The sequence below is a fragment of the Streptomyces sp. NBC_00377 genome (assembly GCF_036075115.1).
Taxonomy (GTDB): domain Bacteria; phylum Actinomycetota; class Actinomycetes; order Streptomycetales; family Streptomycetaceae; genus Streptomyces.
The window spans coordinates 4347410-4366362 of sequence record NZ_CP107958.1; the positions used below are offsets into that span (position 1 = coordinate 4347410).

Below are 18953 nucleotides of genomic sequence, written 5' to 3' on the forward strand. Positions count from 1 at the left end.
CGTCCCTGATGCCTGTTTCTCGCATTCCCTCCCCTTTCATACGGGGGTTCCCCACCGGGTGTTCACCCTTGTTCATCTCGTCCGTGGAACCTCCCGCCCCGGTGAGGCAGTCTTCTCCCTCGTGGGCAGCGTTCCGAATCAGGGTCAGCAGCCGGGCACCGCCGGCGCGCACATGGTGGTGTGCGGCGACGACGGACTGGCGCACCGGCTCGCCGCCGAGCTGCGGGGGGTGTACGAGGAGCAGGTGACGCTCGTCGTGCCGCCCGCCGAGCGCACGGTGCGGCCGCCGGTCGTGGGGCGGGCGCGCGCGGTGTCGGCGGCGCTGCTCGACCGGGTGGTGAGCGCGGCCGTCAACCGGGCGGCGGGCAACGGCGTGCCCACCGTCACGAGCGAACCCGTGAGCGGTCAGCGGACCCTGGAGGCGCTGGAGGCCACCGAGGCCGTACTCGCCGAGGCCGGTGTGGAGCGGGCCGCCGCGCTGGCGCTCGTGTACGACGACGACGAGACCAACATCCGTGCCGCCCTCACCGCCCGCCGGCTCAACCCCCGGCTGCGGCTCGTCCTGCGGCTCTACAACCGGCGGTTGGGCCAGCACATCGAGGAACTCCTCGACCAGGCGGCCGCGTTGGCCGCCGAGAGCGCGAGGGCGTCGGGGGACGCCTACGACACCAATGCCGGGGACGCCTCGACGACCGTCCTGTCCGACGCCGACACCGCCGCTCCCGCGCTCGCCGCGACGGCCGTCGTCGGCACCAGCAAGGTCGTCCAGACGGACGGACTGCTGCTGCGCGCGGTGGAGCGGCCTCCTACCGGCCCCGGCGAGTCCGACCCACCGGGCCTGCCCACGCTCGCGCTGCTGTCGGCGAACGGCAGTGACCCGGCCTTCGCGGACGGCTCCGAGACCAGCGGTGAGCAGGGGCCGCTGCTGCTGCCCGACGCGGCGGCCGTGCGGGAGGCGGCCGCGTCCGGCAGGCGCGGGTCCGTCGTCCTGGAGCAGGTCGCGTACTCCGCGGGGCCCGCGCTGCCGGCGGGGCGGGGAGTCGGGGTGATGGCGCCGTTCGCCTCGCTGTTCTCGCGCCGGCTGCGGTGGTCACTGGCCGGTCTCCTCGGGTGTGTCTTCGCGCTGGCGGTGGCGCTGTGGCTGGTGACCGGCATCCATCCGCTGGGGGCGCTGTACCTGACGCTGCTCGACCTGTTCGCCATCAACGACCCGGCCGTCGGTGCCACCACCGAGCGCCAGGTCCTTCAGCTCCTCTCCGGGCTCATGGGTCTGCTGCTGCTGCCGGTGCTGCTCGCGGCCGTGCTGGAGGCGCTCGGCACCTTCCGCGGGGCGGGGGCGCTGCGCCGGCCGCCCCGGGGCCTGGGCGGCCATGTCGTACTCCTGGGGCTGGGGAAGATCGGCACCCGGGTGCTGATCCGGCTGCGGGAGCTGAACATCCCCGTGGTGTGCGTCGAGGCCGGGCCCGAGGCGCGCGGGCTCGCGGTGGCGCGGCGCTTACGGGTACCGGTGGTGCTCGGGGACGTCACCCAGGAAGGGGTGCTGGAGGCCGCGAAGATCCATCGCGCGCATGCGCTGCTCGCGGTGACCAGCTCCGACACGACGAACCTGGAGGCCGCGTTGTACGCGCGGTCGCTGCGGCCCGACCTGCGGGTGGTGCTGCGGCTGTACGACGACGACTTCGCGACCGCCGTCTACCGCACCCTGCGGGCCGCGCATCCGCAGGCGCTGACCCGCAGCCGGAGCGTGACGCACCTCGCGGCGCCGTCGTTCGCCGGGGCGATGATGGGGCGGCAGATCCTGGGGGCGATCCCGGTGGAACGGCGGGTGCTGCTCTTCGCCGCGCTGCGGGTCGGGGGACACGCCCAGCTGGAGGGCAGGACGGTCGGGGAGGCGTTCCGGGCCGGGTACTGGCGGGTGCTGGCGCTGGACACGGGGCGGGAGCGGCAAGGGGGTCCGGGGCTGGTCTGGGATCTTCCGGACACGTACGTCCTGCGGGCGTCCGACCGGGTGGTGCTGGCCGCGACCCGGCGGGGCCTGGCGGAGCTGCTGCGCCGCAGACGGCGAGGGGAGCCGGCGGCGTAGGGGCGGGCCGGAGGGGCGAGCGGGATGCGGTGGGGGCGAGGTTCTCCCCCGCCCCCACCCCCGCCGCCACCACCACCACGGCCTACCGGAGGTGCCGTTCCGCGAACTCCAGTTCCAGCCTCACCTGCTTGATGCGTTCGTCCACCACCAGGGAGCCGTGTCCCGCGTCGTAGCGGTACACCTCGTGGACCGCTTCCCCGGACTCCAGACGCCTGACGTAGTTGTCGATCTGACGGATGGGGCAGCGGGGGTCGTTCACACCGGCCGAGATGTAGACGGGGGCCCGCACCTTGTCGACGTACGTCAGCGGCGACGAGGCCTCGAAGCGCTCGGGTACCTCCTCGGGGGTGCCGCCGAGCAGCGTGCGGTCCATCGCCTTCAGCGCCTCCATCTCGTCGTGGTAGGCGGTGACGTAGTCGGCGACGGGGACGGCCGCGATGCCCACGGCCCACGCGTCGGGCTGGACGCCGAGGCCGAGGAGGGTGAGGTAGCCGCCCCAGGAGCCGCCGGTGAGGATCAGCCGGTCGGGGTCGGCGAGACCCGAGCTCACCGCCCATTCCCGCACCGCCGCGATGTCCTCCAGCTCGATCAGGCCGACCCGGTGCTTGAGGGCGTCCGTCCAGGCGCGGCCGTAGCCCGTGGAGCCGCGGTAGTTGATGCGCACCACCGCGTAGCCGTGGTCCACCCACGCGGCCGGGGCGGCCGCGAAGGAGTCGCTGTCGTGCCAGGTCGGGCCGCCGTGGATGTCGAAGACCGTGGGCAGCGGGCCGGTGGTGTCCGCGGGCTTCTGGACCAGCGCGTGGATGCGGCCGCCCGGCCCCTCCACCCACACGTCCTGCACCGGGACCGAACCCGGGGACTTCATGCCGGGAGGGTCAAGGACCACTTCGCCGGTCGTCGAGCGGACCGCCGGCGGCCGGGCCGCGGAGGACCACAGGTACTCGACGCTGCCGTCGGGACGGGCCGTGGCGGAGGAGACCGTGCCCGGCGGGGTGGCGATCCGCTCCAGAGCGGCGCTCGCCAGGTCGTAGCGGAACAGTTCGCTGCGCGCCTCGAAGCTGTGCACGATGAGCAGACCCGAGCCGTCCGGATACCACTCGGCGCTGACGTCGCCCGGCAGGTCGAGGGCCAGATCGGTCTCCACGCCCGTGACCACGTCCCAGACCAGGGGCTCCCAGCGGCCGCGGCGCTGGTGGCCGATCAGCAGCCGGGGGTCGCCGTCGACCGGGGCGAAGCCGAGCACCTCGAGGCCCAGTTCCTCGGCGCCGCCCTTGGTGTCGTCGAGTTCGGCGACCTTCGAGCCGTCGGGGCGGAGCACCCGCAGCGCGGAGTGCATCGCGTCGCCGTGCTCGGTGTGCTCGAGGGCGATGAGGGAGCCGTCGTGGGAGAGGTCGCCCACGCCCGCCGACTCGCGGTGGCGGTACAGCTCGAAGGGGGGCTCGCCGGTCCGTGCCACATGGATGGTGGTGCCCTCCTCGTCCGTGGAGCGGCCGACCACCGCCGTCCGGCCGTCGCGGCCGAGCGCCAGGCCCGCCGGGTAGGAGGCGGAAAGGCCGGGGGTGGCCGGCTCGTCGGCCCCGCCGTCGAAGGGCTGGCGCCGCCAGACGCCGAACTCGTCGCCGTCCTTGTCGTCGAACCACCAGATCCACGCGCCGTCCGGGGAGAGCACGCCGTCCGTCGTGCCGTTGGCCCGGTCGGTCACCTGGCGCTGCCGGCCCGTGGCCCGGTCCCAGGCGTACAGCTCGTACGTCCCTGTCGCATTGGAAACGAACAGGGCGCGGTCCGGGGCGTCCTGCGCCCAGTCGGGCAGCGACACCCGGGGCGCCCTGAAGCGCTTCTCCCAGTCCGGCATCTCCTCGTACTGCTCGGGCGCGGCGGACCCGTTGCTCTCAGTCATGACCCCATACTGCCCGCCCGCGAGGACGTGGAGACGCCCAGGTCCCCAGGCTGTGGACAACTTCGCACCGACTTCCCACCTCCCTCCCACCGATGAGTGCCGCCCGGGCCTCACCCCGCGGGCCGGCAGCCCGCGTCGGCCCCGTACCGTGGAGGGCGTGTACCGGTTCCTGCTGACGCCCCGCTGGTGGGGGATCAACGTCTTCGTGCTGCTGGCCATCCCCTTCTGCGTGTTCATGGGGTCCTGGCAGCTGAGCCGGTTCGAGGCGCGGGTGGACGAACACCGCAGCGCCGAGGCACACGCCGAGTCAGCCCGCACCGAGGCCGCGCGGCCGCTGGCAGAACTGCTGCCCGTGGACAAGGCGACCTCCGGGAGGCAGACCACCGCCACCGGGCGCTACGGCAAACAGCTGCTGGTGCCCGGCCGGCAGCTGGACGGCAGGGACGGGTACTACGTGCTGACCCTGCTGCGCACGGACGCCGGCAAGGCGCTGCCCGTGGTGCGCGGCTGGCTGCCCGGCAGCGCCGACTCCGCGCGCGCCCCGGCGCCGCCGTCCGGCCGGGTCACCGTCACCGGCGCGCTCCAGGCGTCGGAGACCCCCGGCGACAACGGCGTGAGCGCGCAGGGCGGCCTGCCGGCCGGGCAGACCGCGGCGATCAGCGCCGCCTCACTGGTCAACGTGGTGCCGTACGACCTCTACGACGCCTGGATCACGCTCGACACCGCCGACCCGGGGATGACGGCGGTACCCGCGGCCGCGGCGGCCGACACGGGGCTCGATCTGAAGGCGTTCCAGAACCTGGGCTACACCGGCGAGTGGTTCGTCTTCGCCGGGTTCGTGGTGTTCATGTGGTTCCGGCTGCTGCGCCGCGAGGTGGAGTTCGCGCGGGACGCGGAACTCGGCATCCTCCCGGAGGAACCCGCCACCGTCCTGCCCGAGCGGAACGCCGGCGGCCGGGGCGAGCCGGACGGGAACGTTCAGGAGGACGCCAGCACGCCCGTCCGGTAGATCGTCCCGGCGCACGCGTCCGGCACCGTGGCCACGCTCGTCGGGGAGCCGCCCTCGGCCGTGTAGGACACGCTCACGCTGCCGTCGGCCGTGCCGTCCTCGGTGAACAGCTGTGCCGCGGTGCCGGAGGTGGTCTCGCCGGTCGTGCTCGACTGGTCGGTCGAGGTCGGGGAGGGGGACGCCGAGCCGCCGCTGTCGCCGCCGCTGCCGCCGCCCGTGGTGGGGCAGGTCTCGGAGGGCACCCAGGCGAACTTCACCTCGTAGGCGGAGCCGGGGGCGAGTGCCAGCTGGGAGACGTAGAGCGAGGGGTCGGGCAGACGGGCCGCCACGTCGCCGGAGGCGTGTTCCGCGACGGTGATCTTCGTGGCGTCGGCGGCGCCCTGGACGCCGATCGTCACGCTGACGGCGCCACCGACGGTGCAGGCGGCGGTGGAGGTGTTCTGGACGCGGAAGGTGCCGTAGACGGTGCCGGCCGAGTCGGGGACCTCGACGGTGGGCGCTCCCGCGTCGAGCTGCTCCCCCGTGCACGGGGCGGCGCTCGCCGCGGACTCCACGGTGTGGCCGGCGCCGCTGGAGGCGGTGCCGCCCGCGGTCTCCTTGTCCTGGCCGGGGTCGGTGGCGCTGCCCTTGCCCTGCTCGCCGGTCCTGCCGGAGGAGCCGCCGACCTTGCCGGTGGAGCCGCCGTCAGGGTCCTTGCCCTGGTCCGTGCCTCCTTGCGCCTGTGAGGCCTGGCCGGCGAGCGAAGGGTTGGCGTCGGACCCACCGGCGTTCGACACGTGCAGCACGGCCGGGACGGCGGTGCCGAGGAAGAGGGCCGCGGCGGCCACGCCGACGGCGGCCTGCCGCTTACGGGCCCGCCGGACGGGCACGGCCCGCCGCAGGTGGTCCAGCGTGCCGTCGCGCGGCTCCATCTCCTGGACGGCGTCGTGCAGCATCCGGCGCAGTGCCAGCTCGTCCGAGTCGAGCCCGTCGGGGCTCTGGTCGTCGAGGTGGTGGTTCACGGTTGAGTTCCCAGCGTGCGATTGCTTCGGATCCGGTCTGCGCGGCGGCGACGTCGGCCCGTGCCACGCGAGGGGCTCGTGGCGCTCGGCGCTGCCGGCAGTGTCTTGGCTGTCCCGACTCTCATGGCTGTCACGGCTGTCGTCGGGGCCCCGTCCTTCGGCTTCCCCGCTCACGCCGATGCCTCCATGGCTATGCGCAGGGCGGCGATGCCGCGCGAACCGTAGGCCTTGACCGAGCCGAGGGAGACCCCGAGGGCCTCGGCGACCTGGGCCTCGGTCATGTCCGCGAAGTAGCGCAGCACGAGGACCTCGCGCTGACGGCGCTGGAGGCCCTTCATCGCCTTGATCAGCGAGTCGCGCTCCAGCTGGTCGTAGGCGCCCTCCTCCGCGCTGGCCATGTCCGGCATCGGCTTGGAGAGCAGCTTCAGACCGAGGATGCGGCGGCGCAGGGCGGAGCGGGAGAGGTTGACGACCGTCTGGCGCAGGTAGGCGAGGGTCTTCTCCGGGTCGCGGACGCGCTTGCGCGCGGAGTGGACGCGGATGAAGGCCTCCTGGACGACGTCCTCGCAGGAGGCGGTGTCGTCGAGGAGAAGGGCGGCGAGACCGAGCAGCGAGCGGTAGTGGGCCCGGTAGGTCTCGGTGAGGTGGTCGACGGTGGTGCCCGCCGCCACGGCGTCGTCGGCGGAGACGGTCGGTCCGGCGGTGTCGGCGGTATCGGCGCCGTCACGCTGACTGGGTATGCGGGCGGGCCGCGCTGCGGGCATGGGCGCGATCACCGGCATGCCGCCGGACGCGCCGGGCACACGGGGTCGGAGGACGGCTCGCGGCGGCCGCAGGGCCGCGCCACGGGGCGCCACTGGGAGTTCGAGTACCTCTGCCACGCCAGTTGGACACACTTCCCCCCGTGGGGGTTGTACGCGTCCGGTGTCACTTTTGCGTCGGCCAAGGCCCCGCGCACCCGTCTCATGTGTCCCGATCTTCCCCTGTATCCCATTTGTAGGGCGTCCCCACGCCCGGATCACCGCGTCCCCGAACGCTGTGATCGTTCACACGCCTGCGCCACCCCGAGGGGTGACCGCAAAGACGCTCCCCGCCCTGCGCACGGTTGCGGAGAGCGGGGAGGAAAATCTTCGGATGCCAAAGGTGTCCGATACAAGTGGTTCGGACCGTCGACCGGCTCACATTGCCCTGTGATCCTACAAAGCCGTCAAGCCGTCAAGCCGTGGCCAGCGCTTTTCCTTCCCGGAAGCGCTTCACCGTACGTCGCCGGACGGCCTTTTCCGGACGGGCCCGCGGCCTCCCGACAGCTCGGCCGCCACCAGCTCCGCGATCTGCGCGGTGTTCAGCGCGGCCCCCTTGCGCAGGTTGTCCCCGCAGACGAACAGTTCGAGCGCCGTCGGGTCGTCGAGGGCCCGCCGTACCCGGCCCACCCAGGTGGGATCCGTGCCGACCACGTCGGCGGGCGTGGGGAACTCCCCCGCCGCCGGGTTGTCGAAGAGGACGACACCGGGCGCCGTCGCGATGATCTCGCGGGCGCCGTCCACGGTGACCTCGTCCTGGAAGCGGGCGTGCACGGTGAGGGAGTGCGTGGTGACCACGGGGACGCGCACACAGGTCACGGCCACCGGCAGCTTCGGCAGCCCGAGGATCTTGCGGGACTCGTCCCGCACCTTCATCTCCTCCGACGACCAGCCGTCCGCGCGCAGCGACCCGGCCCAGGGCACGACGTTCAGCGCCACCGGCTCCGGGAAAGGACCGGTGTCGTCGCCGACGGCCCGCCGCAGATCGCCCGGGCCGGTCCCCAGCTCGGTGCCGGCGACCAGCGAGATCTGCCGCCGCAGCGTCTCCACCCCGGCCCGCCCGGCCCCGCTCACCGCCTGGTACGACGACACCACCAGCTCACGCAGCCCGTACTCGGCGTGCAGCGCGCCCAGGGCGACGATCATGGACAGCGTCGTGCAGTTGGGGTTGGCGACGATCCCGCGTGGCCGGTTGCGCACCGTGTGCCCGTTGACCTCGGGGACCACCAGTGGCACCTCGGGGTCCATCCGGAAGGCGCCGGAGTTGTCCACCACGACGACGCCCTTGGCGGCGGCGACCGGCGCCCAGTGCGCGGCGACGTCGTCGGGCACGTCGAACATGGCGACGTCGACCCCGTCGAAGGCCTCCTCCGACAGGGCCACCACCTCGACCTCCTCGCCGCGCACGGCCAGCTTGCGGCCGGCCGAGCGTGGGGAGGCGACGAGGCGGATCTCGCCCCAGATGTCGGCCCGCTGGGACAGGATCTTGAGCATGACCGTGCCGACGGCCCCGGTCGCTCCCACGACCGCGAGGGTCGGCCGCACCGTGTCGGCCATCAGCGGCCGGTGCCCCCGTAGACGACGGCCTCGTCGCTGTCCGAGTCCAGTCCGAAGGCGGTGTGCACGGCGCGCACGGCCTCGTTGACGTCGTCGGCGCGCGTCACGACCGAGATGCGGATCTCGGAGGTCGAGATGAGCTCGATGTTGACGCCCGCGTCGGCCAGGGCCTTGAAGAAGTCGGCCGTGACGCCAGGGTTGGTCTTCATCCCCGCGCCGACCAGGGAAATCTTGCCGATCTGGTCGTCGTAGCGCAGCGAGTCGAAGCCGATGCCGGCCCGGTTCTTCTCCAGGGCGTCGATGGCCTTGCGGCCCTCGGCCTTGGGGAGCGTGAAGGAGATGTCCGTCAGACCGGTGGCGGCCGCGGACACGTTCTGCACGATCATGTCGATGTTGATCTCGGCGTCCGAGATCGTACGGAAGATCGCGGCCGCCTCGCCCGGCTTGTCCGGCACACCGACGACCGTGACCTTGGCCTCGGAGGTGTCGTGCGCGACACCGGAGATGATGGCCTGCTCCACCGGCTTGTCCCCTTGCTGCTGTGTCCTGTGAACGAGTGGCTCGCTGCTGACCCACGTGCCCTGGAGTCCGCTGAAGGACGAGCGGACGTGGATCGGGATGTTGTAGCGGCGGGCGTACTCCACACAGCGGTGGAGCAGCACCTTGGAGCCGGAGGCCGCGAGCTCCAGCATGTCCTCGAAGGCGATCCAGTCGATCTTCTGCGCCTTCTTCACCACGCGCGGGTCGGCGGTGAACACGCCGTCCACGTCCGTGTAGATCTCGCAGACCTCGGCGTCGAGCGCGGCGGCGAGGGCGACGGCCGTGGTGTCGGACCCGCCACGTCCCAGCGTGGTGATGTCCTTCTTGTCCTGGCTGACGCCCTGGAACCCGGCGACGATAGCGATGTTGCCCTCGTCCAGCGCGGTCCGGATGCGGCCCGGCGTGACATCGATGATCCGGGCTTTGTTGTGGACCGAGTCGGTGATGACGCCTGCCTGGCTGCCGGTGAACGACTGGGCGCTGTGGCCCAGGTTCTTGATCGCCATCGCCAGCAGGGCCATGGAGATCCGCTCTCCGGCGGTCAGCAGCATGTCGAATTCCCGGCCGCTGGGCATCGGGGATACCTGCTCGGCGAGATCGATCAGCTCGTCCGTCGTGTCGCCCATCGCGGAAACGACGACGACCACCTGGTGGCCGTTCTTCTTCGCTTCCACGATCCGCTTGGCGACGCGCTTGATGCCCTCGGCATCGGCTACGGAGGAGCCTCCGTACTTCTGCACGACAAGGCCCACGTGCGCTCCTCGCTCAGTTTGTCTGTTTCCGCACATACGCCCTTGTACTGCGGGTCGGCTCAGTCTAACGAGCGCCCGAATCCCGCCTCCCGAGTACCGCATGGTGAGACTCGGCGGGGTTCGGCGAGACTCACGGAAGAGACCGGAAAGGGATACGGACGCCCGTCGTCGGGTCTTCCCTTCCCAAAGTCTCCGAAGTGATAGCTGTGAATTAAGTTTCAAGCACTATCGTGCCGCTGTGCACGTACTCCTGGTGGAAGACGACGAACCGGTGGCCGAGTCTCTGCGCCGCGGACTGAGGCGCTACGGCTTCGAGGTCGACTGGGTCACCACGGGCGCCGCCGCTCTCGCGCACACCGGCCCCTACGACGTCGTCCTGCTGGACCTGGGCCTGCCCGACACCGACGGCCTCGACGTCTGCAAGGCGCTGCGCGAGCGAGGCGACATCCCGATCATCGTGATCAGCGCCCGCAGCGACGAGACGGACCGGGTGGTCGGCCTGGAGCTGGGCGCCGACGACTACGTGTCCAAGCCCTTCGGGGTCCGGGAGGTCATCGCGCGGATACGGGCGGTGATGCGGCGGGTGCAGCGTACGGCGCACGAGAGCGGGACCGGCGGGGCGGACCGGTACGGGTCCCGGCTGACCGTCGACCGCAAGGCGGCCCGCGTCCATGTGGACGGCGAGGAGGTCGCGCTCGCGCCGAAGGAGTACGACCTGCTGTCCTTCCTCACCGAGGAGCCGGGCGCGCTGATGTCCCGCGAACAGATCATGGAAGCGGTCTGGGACGCGAACTGGTTCGGGCCGACGAAGACGCTGGACGTGCACGTGGCGGCACTGCGCCGGAAGTTCGCCGGGGTCGTCGCCATCGAGGCGGTGCGGGGCGTCGGCTTCCGGCTGGAGATCGTCGGCGGGAGCGCTCCCGGTCCTGGTCCCGGACCTGGCCCCGGTGGTCCGGCGTCATGATCAAGCAGCTCATCCGCAGCTATGTGCTGCTGGTGGCCGTCGCCATCCTCCTGTTCACCGTGCCGGTGGCCTTCACCCTCACCGCCCAGTTGCGCGGTGACACCGAGGTGTCCGTCGAGCGCGAGGCGACCACCATGGCGCTGCTGCTGGGCAGCGGCGACACCGCCTCCTGCCAGGCGCTGGAGAGGATGGCCGCGGCCTACGCCAGGGAGACCGGCGACCAGGTGCAGGCCACCACCGGTGCCCGGTGCACGGCGGCCCTGCCCCGCCCCGAACGGGACGCGGCGCTGACGAGGGCCCTGGCGCAGGGCCGGCCGACCACCGACTGGGGGTCGGACTTCATCTGGGGCCGCGAGCTGGTGATCACCGTCCCCGCGAAGGACGACGGCCAGGTGGCCGGCGCCGTACGGATCGTCTACGCGACCTCGGGACTCACCCACAGGCTGTGGACGATCTGGGGATTCCGGGCGGGCCTCGCCGTTGCGGTGCTCGGCGTGGCCGCCCTGATCGGCACGGTCGTCGCCCGCCGCATCACCCTGCCGCTGCGCCAGCTCAACGACATGGCGAGCAAGTTCAGCGACGGCGACCTGACGGCGCGCTCACCCGTGACCGGCCCCCAGGAGACCCGGACCCTGGCCCGCACGCTCAACCAGGCCGGGGAGCGCCTCGACACGCTGATCGTCTCGCAGCGCAACTTCGTGGCGGACGCCTCGCACCAGCTGCGGACCCCGCTGACGGCGCTGCGCCTTTCCCTGGACAACATCGCGGACGGTGTCGACGACGAGTTCGTACGGGAGGACGTGGAGCAGGCCACCGCCGAGGTGGTGCGGATGAGCCGGCTGGTCAACGGGCTGCTGGTGCTGGCCAGGGCCGAGGCCAAGGTGACGGCGGCGGAACCGCTGTCCCTCTCCGACATCGTGACCGAACGCCTGTCGGTGTGGAGGCCGGCCGCCGACGAGCGCGGAGTCACCATCGCGCTCAGGGGGAGTGGTGTCGACGACCGGCCGTCTGTGCTGGCCAGCCCCGGTCATCTGGACCAGGTGCTGGACAACGTGTTCTCGAACGCCCTGGAGGTCTCGCCCGACGGCGGGCGGATCACCGTCCGGGCGGAGTCGGAGGGCGACAGGGTGGTCCTGTCGGTCCTCGACGAGGGTCCGGGCATGTCGGACGCGGAGAAGTCCCGCGCTTTCGACCGCTTCTGGCGCGGCCAGGGCCTCACCGGGCGCTCCGGCTCCGGTCTCGGCCTCGCCGTCGTCCGGCAGCTGGTGACGGACGACGGCGGGACGGTGACCCTGACGGACGCTCCCGGGGGCGGCCTGTGCGTGCGGGTCACGCTCCGGGCCGGCCGGCGGACGGGCTGATCAGCCCTCGGGCATCGCGGACGAGTGGTGGTTGACGATCTTCCACTGGCCGCCGCGCTTCTCGTACTCGTAGGTGTAGCGGGCCTCGACGACGCGCTTCCGGCCGGTGCCGGGGTCGGTGAGGGTGAACTCGTAGACACCGGTGTCGATGGCGGAGTCGCTGTCCAGGACGTTGATGATCGTCCGGACCTTCTTGCCGACCGGCTTGTTCTGGAGGAAGTGCTCGAAGTAGTCGACGATGCCGGCGCGGTCGGTGCGGACCTTGTTGGAGACGGTGGGCAGCAGGACCGCGTCCTTGGCGTAGCGGTCGGCCACCGTGTCCGCGTCGCCGGTGTGCAGCGCGGCGTTCCAGCCGTCGAAGAGGGCGGCGATCTGCTTCACGGAGGGCTTCGAGGGCTTCGAGGGCTTCGCGGAGCCCGCCGCACTGACTCCGACCGACACCGTGGCGGCGGTGACGACGGCGGTGGCGGTGACGAGGGCGGCGCGTATGCGGGTCTTGCGGGTCATCGCAACTCCTGTGCGGCTTGCTGCTGTCGGGATGACCCAAGACTCGCGTCCGGCCGGTTAACGCCCGTGCAGCCGACGTGCAGCGGACGTACAGGAAATCGCCAATTCCCGGGCGCCGCACCGGCTCAGGAGGTGGCGGCCTTCGCGCCCCGGTCACGGACCAGGCCGACACCGGCTCCGAGCGACACGACACCCATCCCGACGGCCGTCATCACACCCTGCGTCCCGTCCACCACGAAGGGTGCGGCGGCGGCGACCACGAGGTTGAAGAGGAAGAGGAACCAGAGAACGGGGCGGGAGGAGAGCAGGGCCTTCATGACGGGACTTCCTTCGGGGAGCGGGGACCGCCGCCTGCGCGGTGCCACCTGCGCGGTTTCGCTTGCGAGAACAACGGTCCCGCCCCGGACCTGCGCAAACGAGGGAGCGAACTCCCGAAGGCATGGTGTAGACAGGTACACCATGACGATGGACGTTCTGCGTTACGTGGCCTTCGGCACGGACCCGGCCGGGGGAAACCCCGCGGGTGTGGTGCTCGACGCCACCGGTGCCGACGACGCGACCATGCTGGCGGCTGCGGCCGAAGTGGGCTACTCGGAAACCGCGTTCGTGACACCCTCCGACGACGGCACGCTGGCCGTCCGGTACTTCAGCCCGCTGGCCGAGGTGCCGTTCTGCGGCCACGCGACGATCGCCACGGCCGTCGCCCACGCCGACCGGCACGGCACCGGGCCACTGATCCTGCACACCAGCGCGGGCGTCGTCCCCGTCACCACCACCGTGGCAGACGACGGGACGACCGTGGCGACCCTCGTGAGCGTCACGCCGCGCACGGAGCCCCTCACGGAATCCGACCTGGCCGAACTGCTGGCCGCCCTGCGCTGGTCGGCGGACGACCTGGACCCGGCGCTACCACCCCGCGTGGCCTACGGGGGCGCCTGGCACCCGGTCATCGCCGCCGCCGACCGCGGCCGGCTGGCGGACCTCGACTACGACATGCCCGCGCTCACCGCGCTGATGGCCCGCCGGGACTGGACCACGATCGACCTGGTGTGGCGGGAGTCGCCCACCGTCTTCCACGCCCGCAACCCCTTCCCGCCCGGCGGGGTGGTCGAGGACCCGGCCACCGGCGCGGCGGCCGCCGCGTTCGGCGGCTATCTGCGCGAGCTCGAACTCGTCCCCGTCCCCGCGACCTTGACGATCCGTCAGGGTGAGGACATGGGCCGCCCGAGCTTCCTCACGGTCTTCGTCCCCGAGGGACGGGACACCGGCATCGCCGTCACGGGCGCCGCCGTGCCGATCTGACCCGGGAGGCCGGCGCCCGGCCGGGCAGGACGCCCCGTCCGGGCCGTTCACCGGGCCGGATACGCGACGCCCGGCCGGGCACGACCTCCGAGACGGGGCCTAGCCGGCCGGGCGGACGCCCAGGCGTTCGCCGATCTCCTCCGCCATGACCCGGCCCGCCTCGAACTCGAGGGTCTCGTCGCCGAGGGGGCTCTGGTCGGTGTCGAGACCGTCCAGTTCCTCCAGGGGCTGGTCCAGCCGGACGTGGGCGAGCACCGAGTGCAGGGCGCGCAGGGTCGCCGAGGCGGTGGAGCCCCAGTTGGAGAAGTAGGAGAACTGCCACCACCACAGGGCCTCGGTGACACGGCCCGCGCGGTAGTGGACCATGCCGTGGCGCAGATCGGCGATGACGTCGGCGAGATCGTCGGAGATCCGGGCGGGCACGGGCGCCTTGCGGGGCTCGTACGGGTCGAAGACCTCCGAGTAGACGTCGACCGGCTCGAGGAGCCGGGCGAGGTTCTCGCGGAGCTCGTCGGCGTCCGGCTCGAAGCCCGGGTCCGGCTCGTAGCGCTCGTCGGGGAGGATGTCCTCGTGGGCGCCGAGACGGCCGCCGGCCAGGAGCAGCTGGGAGACCTCCAGGAGGAGGAAGGGGACCGCCGAGCCGGGTTCGTCGCCCTTCGCCACTTCGGTGACGGCCACCAGGAAGCTTTCGACCTGGTCCGCGATCTGGACCGCGAAGTCGTCCGGGTTCGGTTCGGTCGCGTGCAGCGTGGCGTCAGACATCTAGGAGTCGTCTCCCCTCGAAGGCGCGGCCGAGGGTGACCTCGTCCGCGTATTCCAGGTCGCCGCCCACCGGGAGGCCGCTGGCCAGGCGGGTGACCTTCAGGCCCATGGGTTTGATCATGCGGGCGAGGTACGTGGCCGTCGCCTCGCCCTCCAGGTTCGGGTCCGTGGCGAGGATCAGCTCCGTGACCGTGCCGTCGGCCAGCCGCGCGAGCAGTTCCCGGATCCGCAGGTCGTCGGGGCCGACACCCTCGATGGGACTGATCGCGCCCCCCAGGACGTGGTACCTGCCGCGGAACTCGCGTGTGCGTTCGACCGCGACGACGTCCTTCGGCTCCTCGACGACACAGATCACCGCCGGATCGCGGCGCGGGTCGCGGCAGATGCCGCACAGCTCCTCCTGCGCCACGTTGCCGCAGGTCGCGCAGAAGCGGACCTTCGCCTTGACCTCCATGAGGGCCTGCGCGAGCCGGCGCACGTCCGTCGGTTCCGCCTGGAGGATGTGGAAGGCGATCCGCTGCGCGCTCTTGGGACCGACGCCGGGCAGTCGCCCCAGCTCGTCGATGAGGTCCTGGACCACGCCTTCGTACAACGGACTGCCGTCCTTCCTGGGTTCCTTGCAGTACGTACGGTAGTTGGCCGAGGCCGGTCTGCGTAAGGCGGACCGGTCCTAGAAAGGCAGTCCCGGGATGCCGCTGCCGCCGCCCAGGCCCTCGGCCAGCGGGCCGAGCTTCTGCTGCTGGAGCGTCTGCGCGTTCTCGTTGGCCGCGTGGACGGCCGCGACGATCAGGTCGGCGAGGGTCTCGGTGTCCTGCGGGTCCACCGCCTTCGGGTCGATCCGCAGGGCGCGCAGCTCGCCGGAGCCGGTCACCGTCGCCTGCACCAGGCCGCCGCCCGCCTGCCCGTCGACCTCCGTGTTCGCCAGCTCCTCCTGGGCACGGGCCAGGTCCTGCTGCATCTTCTGGGCCTGCTGGAGCAGCTGCTGCATGTTGGGCTGGCCACCACCGGGAATCACGATCAGCTCCTGTGTCTCACGACTGTCGGGCGTGCCTTCGAGCGGGGTTCCGTCCCGCTCGCCACGAGCCTACGTGGTCTGTGCGGGTGTCGCCCCAGCACTCTTTCGAGTGAGTTATGTGTGAGGCCTATACCTGATCAAGGCCCACTTCCAGGCGTAAAAGAGGTGAAACCTTCCTCTTCGCCACCCATTGGGAGGTAGGAAAGGTCCGGCGCGTCAGCATCAGGCGTCACGGGTGTCACGCAACGCGAGCGGTCGGGATCGGTCGGATTCGGCGGTCGGGATCAGTCGGCCGGGATCAGTAGGGAGTGCCGGGTGGGTCAGCAGCCGGAGAGGCAGCCCGAGGGTCCGCCCCAGGACGGGCGGGGTGAGGGCGCGGCCGGGCTGCGGCCGGGCGATCTGGCCGGGCGGACGTTTCCGCTCGGGGACTGGGGCGAGCCGGCCGAGCGGCTCGACGAGCTCTACCGGTGGGTGGAGCGCGGGGCGCTGGAGACCGCCGCCTGGTACCTCACGGACCGGGTGTGGAAGCGCCGGGCCGCCCGGGGACTGCGCACCGGGGCGGCGATGGGCGCGGTGTGCGCGGCGGCGCTGCCGCTGCTGGACCTCACCCGGGTGATGGGCGATGTCGCCGCCTGGGGATACCTGGCGCTGCTCCTCGCGGTGGCGTGCGTGGCGGTGGACCGGTTCTTCGGGGTGACGTCCGGCTGGATAAGGGACGTGGCCACCGCGCAGGCGGTGCAGCGCCGGCTCCAGGTGCTCCAGTTCGACTGGGCCTCGGAGAGCGTCCGGGAGGTGCTGGGCCCGGCGGAGGGCACGGCGAGCGAGGCCGCCGAGCGGTGCCTGGCGGTGCTGCGCCGGTTCTCGGAGGACGTCACGGAGCTGGTGCGCACGGAGACGGCGGACTGGATGGTCGAGTTCCGGACCGGTCCGGCCCCGATGGGGATGCAGGCGGCGGGTGTCCCCGGCGTGCGGGCGGACGCCGGCGGCGGCTACGGGCGGCTGCCCATGCCGCCGGGGGCGAACGCCCGGCCGAACATGCCCCGCCAGCGGCCGCCGGAGCCGCGGTGAGGGAGCGCGGCTCCACGCCCCCGCCGCCCTTGTCCTCCCGTCCCGGAGGTCGTGCCCCCGGTCGCCTCCCGTACTGGACAGCCCCGCCCGCGGACTCTCCGGAGGGAGCGCCCCCGGACGGGCCCGCAGGACGGACGTTCACTGCCGGGTGTACGTCAGTTTCTCCCCGGTGCCGGTGTTCACGCGGCGCAGTCTGCCGTCGGCGAGGAGGGTGACCTCGGACGCGGCGCCGGGGCTGCACGCGGAGAGGGGCTCGCCGGTGGTGACCTTGGAGGGGCCGATCTCCAGCGGGCCCTCACCGCCCGGGCGCCGGGAGAGTGCGGCGCTGAACTCGCAGTGGTAGCCCTTCCCGTCGGCGACGAGGGCGAGCACAGCGTCGCCCACCTGGCCCTGGGCGAGGGTCAGCCGGCGCGTGTCGCTGCCGCTCGCGCTGTCGATCCTGGTGGTCCAGGTGCCGAGGTAGGCCGCAGGGACCACCCCGCCCGTGGGGGACGCGGAGGGCGACCCGGAGGCGGAGGAGGACGCGGTCGAGTCCGGGGAAGGCGGCCCCGAGACCTTCGCGGCGGAGGACGTGCCGGGCGTCGGATGAGCGGTGGTGTCGCCGTCGTCGCCGTTCATGAACGCGTACACCGAGCCGCCCGCGGCGACCGCGACCACCAGGGCGACCGCGACGAGCAGGGCGGTCGTCCGGCCGCTGCGCCGCGCCGGCTCCTGCGGGCCGCCCGGTTCGGCGGTGCCGGCGGGCCCGTACGGGCCGTACCCCGGGGCGCTGCCGGGGCCCGCCGTGCCGTCCGCGTACGGGTTGTACGGCGTCCCCGCGCCGGGCGCCGCGGACCAGCCGGCCGACGGCTGGTGCGGGACGCCATGGGTGGGGGCCTGGGCCGGGGGCGCGGCCGGATGCTGCTGGGGGTGGCCGTACGCCGGGTGGGCCGGGGCGGTCCACGTACCGGGCTGAGGAGCCTGCGGCGGGACGCCGCCCGCGACCAGCGTGGAGCGGTGGTCCGCGGAGGGCGCGTCGCCGCGCGGGCCGGAGTGTTCCGGGAACGCCTCGGAGGCGGCGGCCGGGTACGGGTCCGCGCCGGGGCGCGACCGGGAGCCGGCGTAGGACGGGTCCGCGCCCTCCGCACCCTCGGGGTCCTCCACCTCCAGCAGCCGCACGGCGTGGCGGCCGAGCTGGGCCACCAGGGCGCCGGGCAGCCAGGGGTCGCGGGAGCGGCCGTCGGAGACGGTGTCGTCGACGCCGGTGAGTTCCAGGACGCGGTCGAGGGAGGGACGGGCGCCGGGGTCCTTGCGCAGACAGCCGCGGACCAGGTCGGCGATGCCCTCGGGGACGCCCGAGAGGTCGGGGTCGTTCTGGGCGATGCGGAACATCAGGGCGTGCGCCCCGCTGTCGGCGGAGCCGAAGGGCAGGGCGCCGGTGGCGGCGTAGGTGATGACCGAGCCGAGGCAGAAGACGTCGCTCGCGGGCGTGACCGGGGCGCCGCGCAGCTGCTCGGGGGCCATGAAGCCGGGCGAGCCGATCACCGCGCCGGTCTGGGTCAGCCGGCTGTCGCCCGTCACGCTTTCCAGCGCCCGTGCGACGCCGAAGTCGATGACGCGGGGTCCCTCGATGGTCACCATCACGTTGGACGGCTTGAGGTCCCGGTGGACGATGCCGGCCGCGTGGATGTTGGTCAGCGCGTGCGCGAGCCCGGCGGCGAGGATGCGCACGGACCGCTCGGGCAGCGGACCGTGGTCGTGGCCCACGACCTGCTGGAGGCTCGGCCCGGCCACATAGCCGGTCGCCACCCAGGGCACGGCTGCCTCGGTGTCGGCGTCCAGGACCGGCGCGGTCCAGAACCCGCCGACCCGCTGGGCGTTGCGCACCTCCTGCCGGAACCGCGCCCGGAACTCCTCGCGCGCCGCCAGCTCACGCCGGACCAGCTTCACGGCGACCGTCCGCCCGCGGTCCGAGCGGGCGAGGTAGACCTGCCCCATGCCGCCTGCTCCCAGCCGCGCGAGCAGCCGGTAGCCGCCGATGCGCTGCGGGTCCTCCGGGCCCAGCTTCTCCATCGCAGCGCCGCCTTTCCCGCACATGTGTGATCGAGACATGTGCATTCCAGCCGAGAATAATCCGGCCGTTGTGGGAGTAGTGCGGTGAGGTGTCTACGGTTGCGTAACAGCGGGCGCCCCGCGTCCAGCACCGTGGACGGCCGTTCCGGTACGTGTACGGCTGCCCGCCGAACCTGTTCGTGCGCGGGCGGGGCCGTGCCCGCCGGGGCGGGCGGAACCCGCCTCCACGCCCGACAACCTGTCGCGGAATCGCCCCGTCCAGGGAACAGGACGCCGATACCGC

The 18953-nt window shown here is 72.6% G+C and carries 17 protein-coding genes; 6 read left to right on the plus strand and 11 right to left on the minus strand.

The window, feature by feature from the left end; genetic code table 11:
* The first annotated feature begins 172 nt into the window (after nt 1-172).
* Nucleotides 173-2083 carry an NAD-binding protein gene (locus tag OHS71_RS19465; RefSeq protein WP_328484569.1) on the plus strand — a complete coding sequence of 637 codons (1911 nt, stop codon included), beginning with the start codon at nt 173-175 and terminating at the stop codon, nt 2081-2083.
* Nucleotides 2084-2165: 82 nt separating this feature from the next.
* Here OHS71_RS19465 and OHS71_RS19470 read toward each other — a convergent pair whose 3' ends face one another.
* Complete coding sequence (locus OHS71_RS19470) at nt 2166-3980, minus strand: S9 family peptidase (RefSeq protein ID WP_328480648.1); 1815 nt, start codon at nt 3978-3980, stop codon at nt 2166-2168.
* 157 nt (nt 3981-4137) lie between these two features.
* On the opposite strand from OHS71_RS19470, the gene OHS71_RS19475 reads away from it, so the two are divergent.
* Entirely contained in the window at nt 4138-4989 is an 852-nt protein-coding gene (locus OHS71_RS19475; RefSeq protein ID WP_328480649.1) for an SURF1 family protein, read from the plus strand.
* Here OHS71_RS19475 and OHS71_RS19480 read toward each other — a convergent pair.
* The 4 genes from OHS71_RS19480 to OHS71_RS19495 all read right to left on the minus strand — a co-directional run bounded on the left by OHS71_RS19480 (nt 4959) and on the right by OHS71_RS19495 (nt 9639).
* Nucleotides 4959-5990 (minus strand): hypothetical protein, encoded by a 1032-nt coding sequence (locus tag OHS71_RS19480; RefSeq protein ID WP_328480650.1) that lies wholly within the window; start codon nt 5988-5990, stop codon nt 4959-4961. The genes OHS71_RS19475 and OHS71_RS19480 overlap by 31 nt on opposite strands.
* Before the next feature lie 170 nt (nt 5991-6160).
* The gene (locus OHS71_RS19485) at nt 6161-6871 is read right to left on the minus strand and encodes a SigE family RNA polymerase sigma factor (protein ID WP_328480651.1); all 711 of its coding nucleotides are present in this window, start codon (nt 6869-6871) and stop codon (nt 6161-6163) included.
* A gap of 372 nt (nt 6872-7243) precedes the next feature.
* Nucleotides 7244-8347 carry an aspartate-semialdehyde dehydrogenase gene (locus tag OHS71_RS19490; protein ID WP_328480652.1) on the minus strand — a complete coding sequence of 368 codons (1104 nt, stop codon included), beginning with the start codon at nt 8345-8347 and terminating at the stop codon, nt 7244-7246.
* Nucleotides 8347-9639, minus strand: a complete 1293-nt coding sequence (locus OHS71_RS19495; protein ID WP_328480653.1) for an aspartate kinase — start codon at nt 9637-9639, stop codon at nt 8347-8349. The genes OHS71_RS19490 and OHS71_RS19495 overlap by 1 nt, the downstream gene beginning before the upstream one ends.
* A gap of 238 nt (nt 9640-9877) precedes the next feature.
* Between OHS71_RS19495 and OHS71_RS19500 the strand changes: the two genes are divergently transcribed.
* Nucleotides 9878-10603 carry a response regulator transcription factor gene (locus OHS71_RS19500; protein WP_328480654.1) on the plus strand — a complete coding sequence of 242 codons (726 nt, stop codon included), beginning with the start codon at nt 9878-9880 and terminating at the stop codon, nt 10601-10603.
* Nucleotides 10600-11964, plus strand: a complete 1365-nt coding sequence (locus OHS71_RS19505; RefSeq protein ID WP_328480655.1) for a HAMP domain-containing sensor histidine kinase — start codon at nt 10600-10602, stop codon at nt 11962-11964. The genes OHS71_RS19500 and OHS71_RS19505 overlap by 4 nt, the downstream gene beginning before the upstream one ends.
* Here OHS71_RS19505 and OHS71_RS19510 read toward each other — a convergent pair whose 3' ends face one another.
* Nucleotides 11965-12471 carry an SgcJ/EcaC family oxidoreductase gene (locus OHS71_RS19510; RefSeq protein WP_328480656.1) on the minus strand — a complete coding sequence of 169 codons (507 nt, stop codon included), beginning with the start codon at nt 12469-12471 and terminating at the stop codon, nt 11965-11967.
* A gap of 125 nt (nt 12472-12596) precedes the next feature.
* Entirely contained in the window at nt 12597-12788 is a 192-nt protein-coding gene (locus tag OHS71_RS19515; RefSeq protein ID WP_328480657.1) for a hypothetical protein, read from the minus strand.
* Between the two features lie 148 nt (nt 12789-12936).
* On the opposite strand from OHS71_RS19515, the gene OHS71_RS19520 reads away from it, so the two are divergent.
* Nucleotides 12937-13773 carry a PhzF family phenazine biosynthesis protein gene (locus OHS71_RS19520; protein ID WP_328480658.1) on the plus strand — a complete coding sequence of 279 codons (837 nt, stop codon included), beginning with the start codon at nt 12937-12939 and terminating at the stop codon, nt 13771-13773.
* Between the two features lie 99 nt (nt 13774-13872).
* Here OHS71_RS19520 and OHS71_RS19525 read toward each other — a convergent pair whose 3' ends face one another.
* The 3 genes from OHS71_RS19525 to OHS71_RS19535 all read right to left on the minus strand — a co-directional run bounded on the left by OHS71_RS19525 (nt 13873) and on the right by OHS71_RS19535 (nt 15550).
* A complete protein-coding gene (locus tag OHS71_RS19525) occupies nt 13873-14535 on the minus strand; it encodes a DUF5063 domain-containing protein (protein WP_328480659.1) in 663 nt (220 codons plus the stop codon).
* Nucleotides 14528-15127, minus strand: coding sequence for a recombination mediator RecR (gene recR / locus OHS71_RS19530; protein ID WP_189927037.1), 600 nt, complete (start codon nt 15125-15127; stop codon nt 14528-14530). The genes OHS71_RS19525 and recR overlap by 8 nt, the downstream gene beginning before the upstream one ends.
* Nucleotides 15128-15205: 78 nt before the next feature.
* On the minus strand, nt 15206-15550 hold the full coding sequence (locus OHS71_RS19535; RefSeq protein WP_328480660.1) for a YbaB/EbfC family nucleoid-associated protein: 345 nt from the start codon (nt 15548-15550) through the stop codon (nt 15206-15208).
* Nucleotides 15551-15865: 315 nt separating this feature from the next.
* Between OHS71_RS19535 and OHS71_RS19540 the strand changes: the two genes are divergently transcribed.
* Nucleotides 15866-16618, plus strand: a complete 753-nt coding sequence (locus OHS71_RS19540; RefSeq protein ID WP_328480661.1) for an SLATT domain-containing protein — start codon at nt 15866-15868, stop codon at nt 16616-16618.
* Between the two features lie 138 nt (nt 16619-16756).
* Here OHS71_RS19540 and OHS71_RS19545 read toward each other — a convergent pair whose 3' ends face one another.
* The gene (locus OHS71_RS19545; protein ID WP_328480662.1) at nt 16757-18670 is read right to left on the minus strand and encodes a serine/threonine-protein kinase; all 1914 of its coding nucleotides are present in this window, start codon (nt 18668-18670) and stop codon (nt 16757-16759) included.
* Nucleotides 18671-18953: the final 283 nt, after the last annotated feature.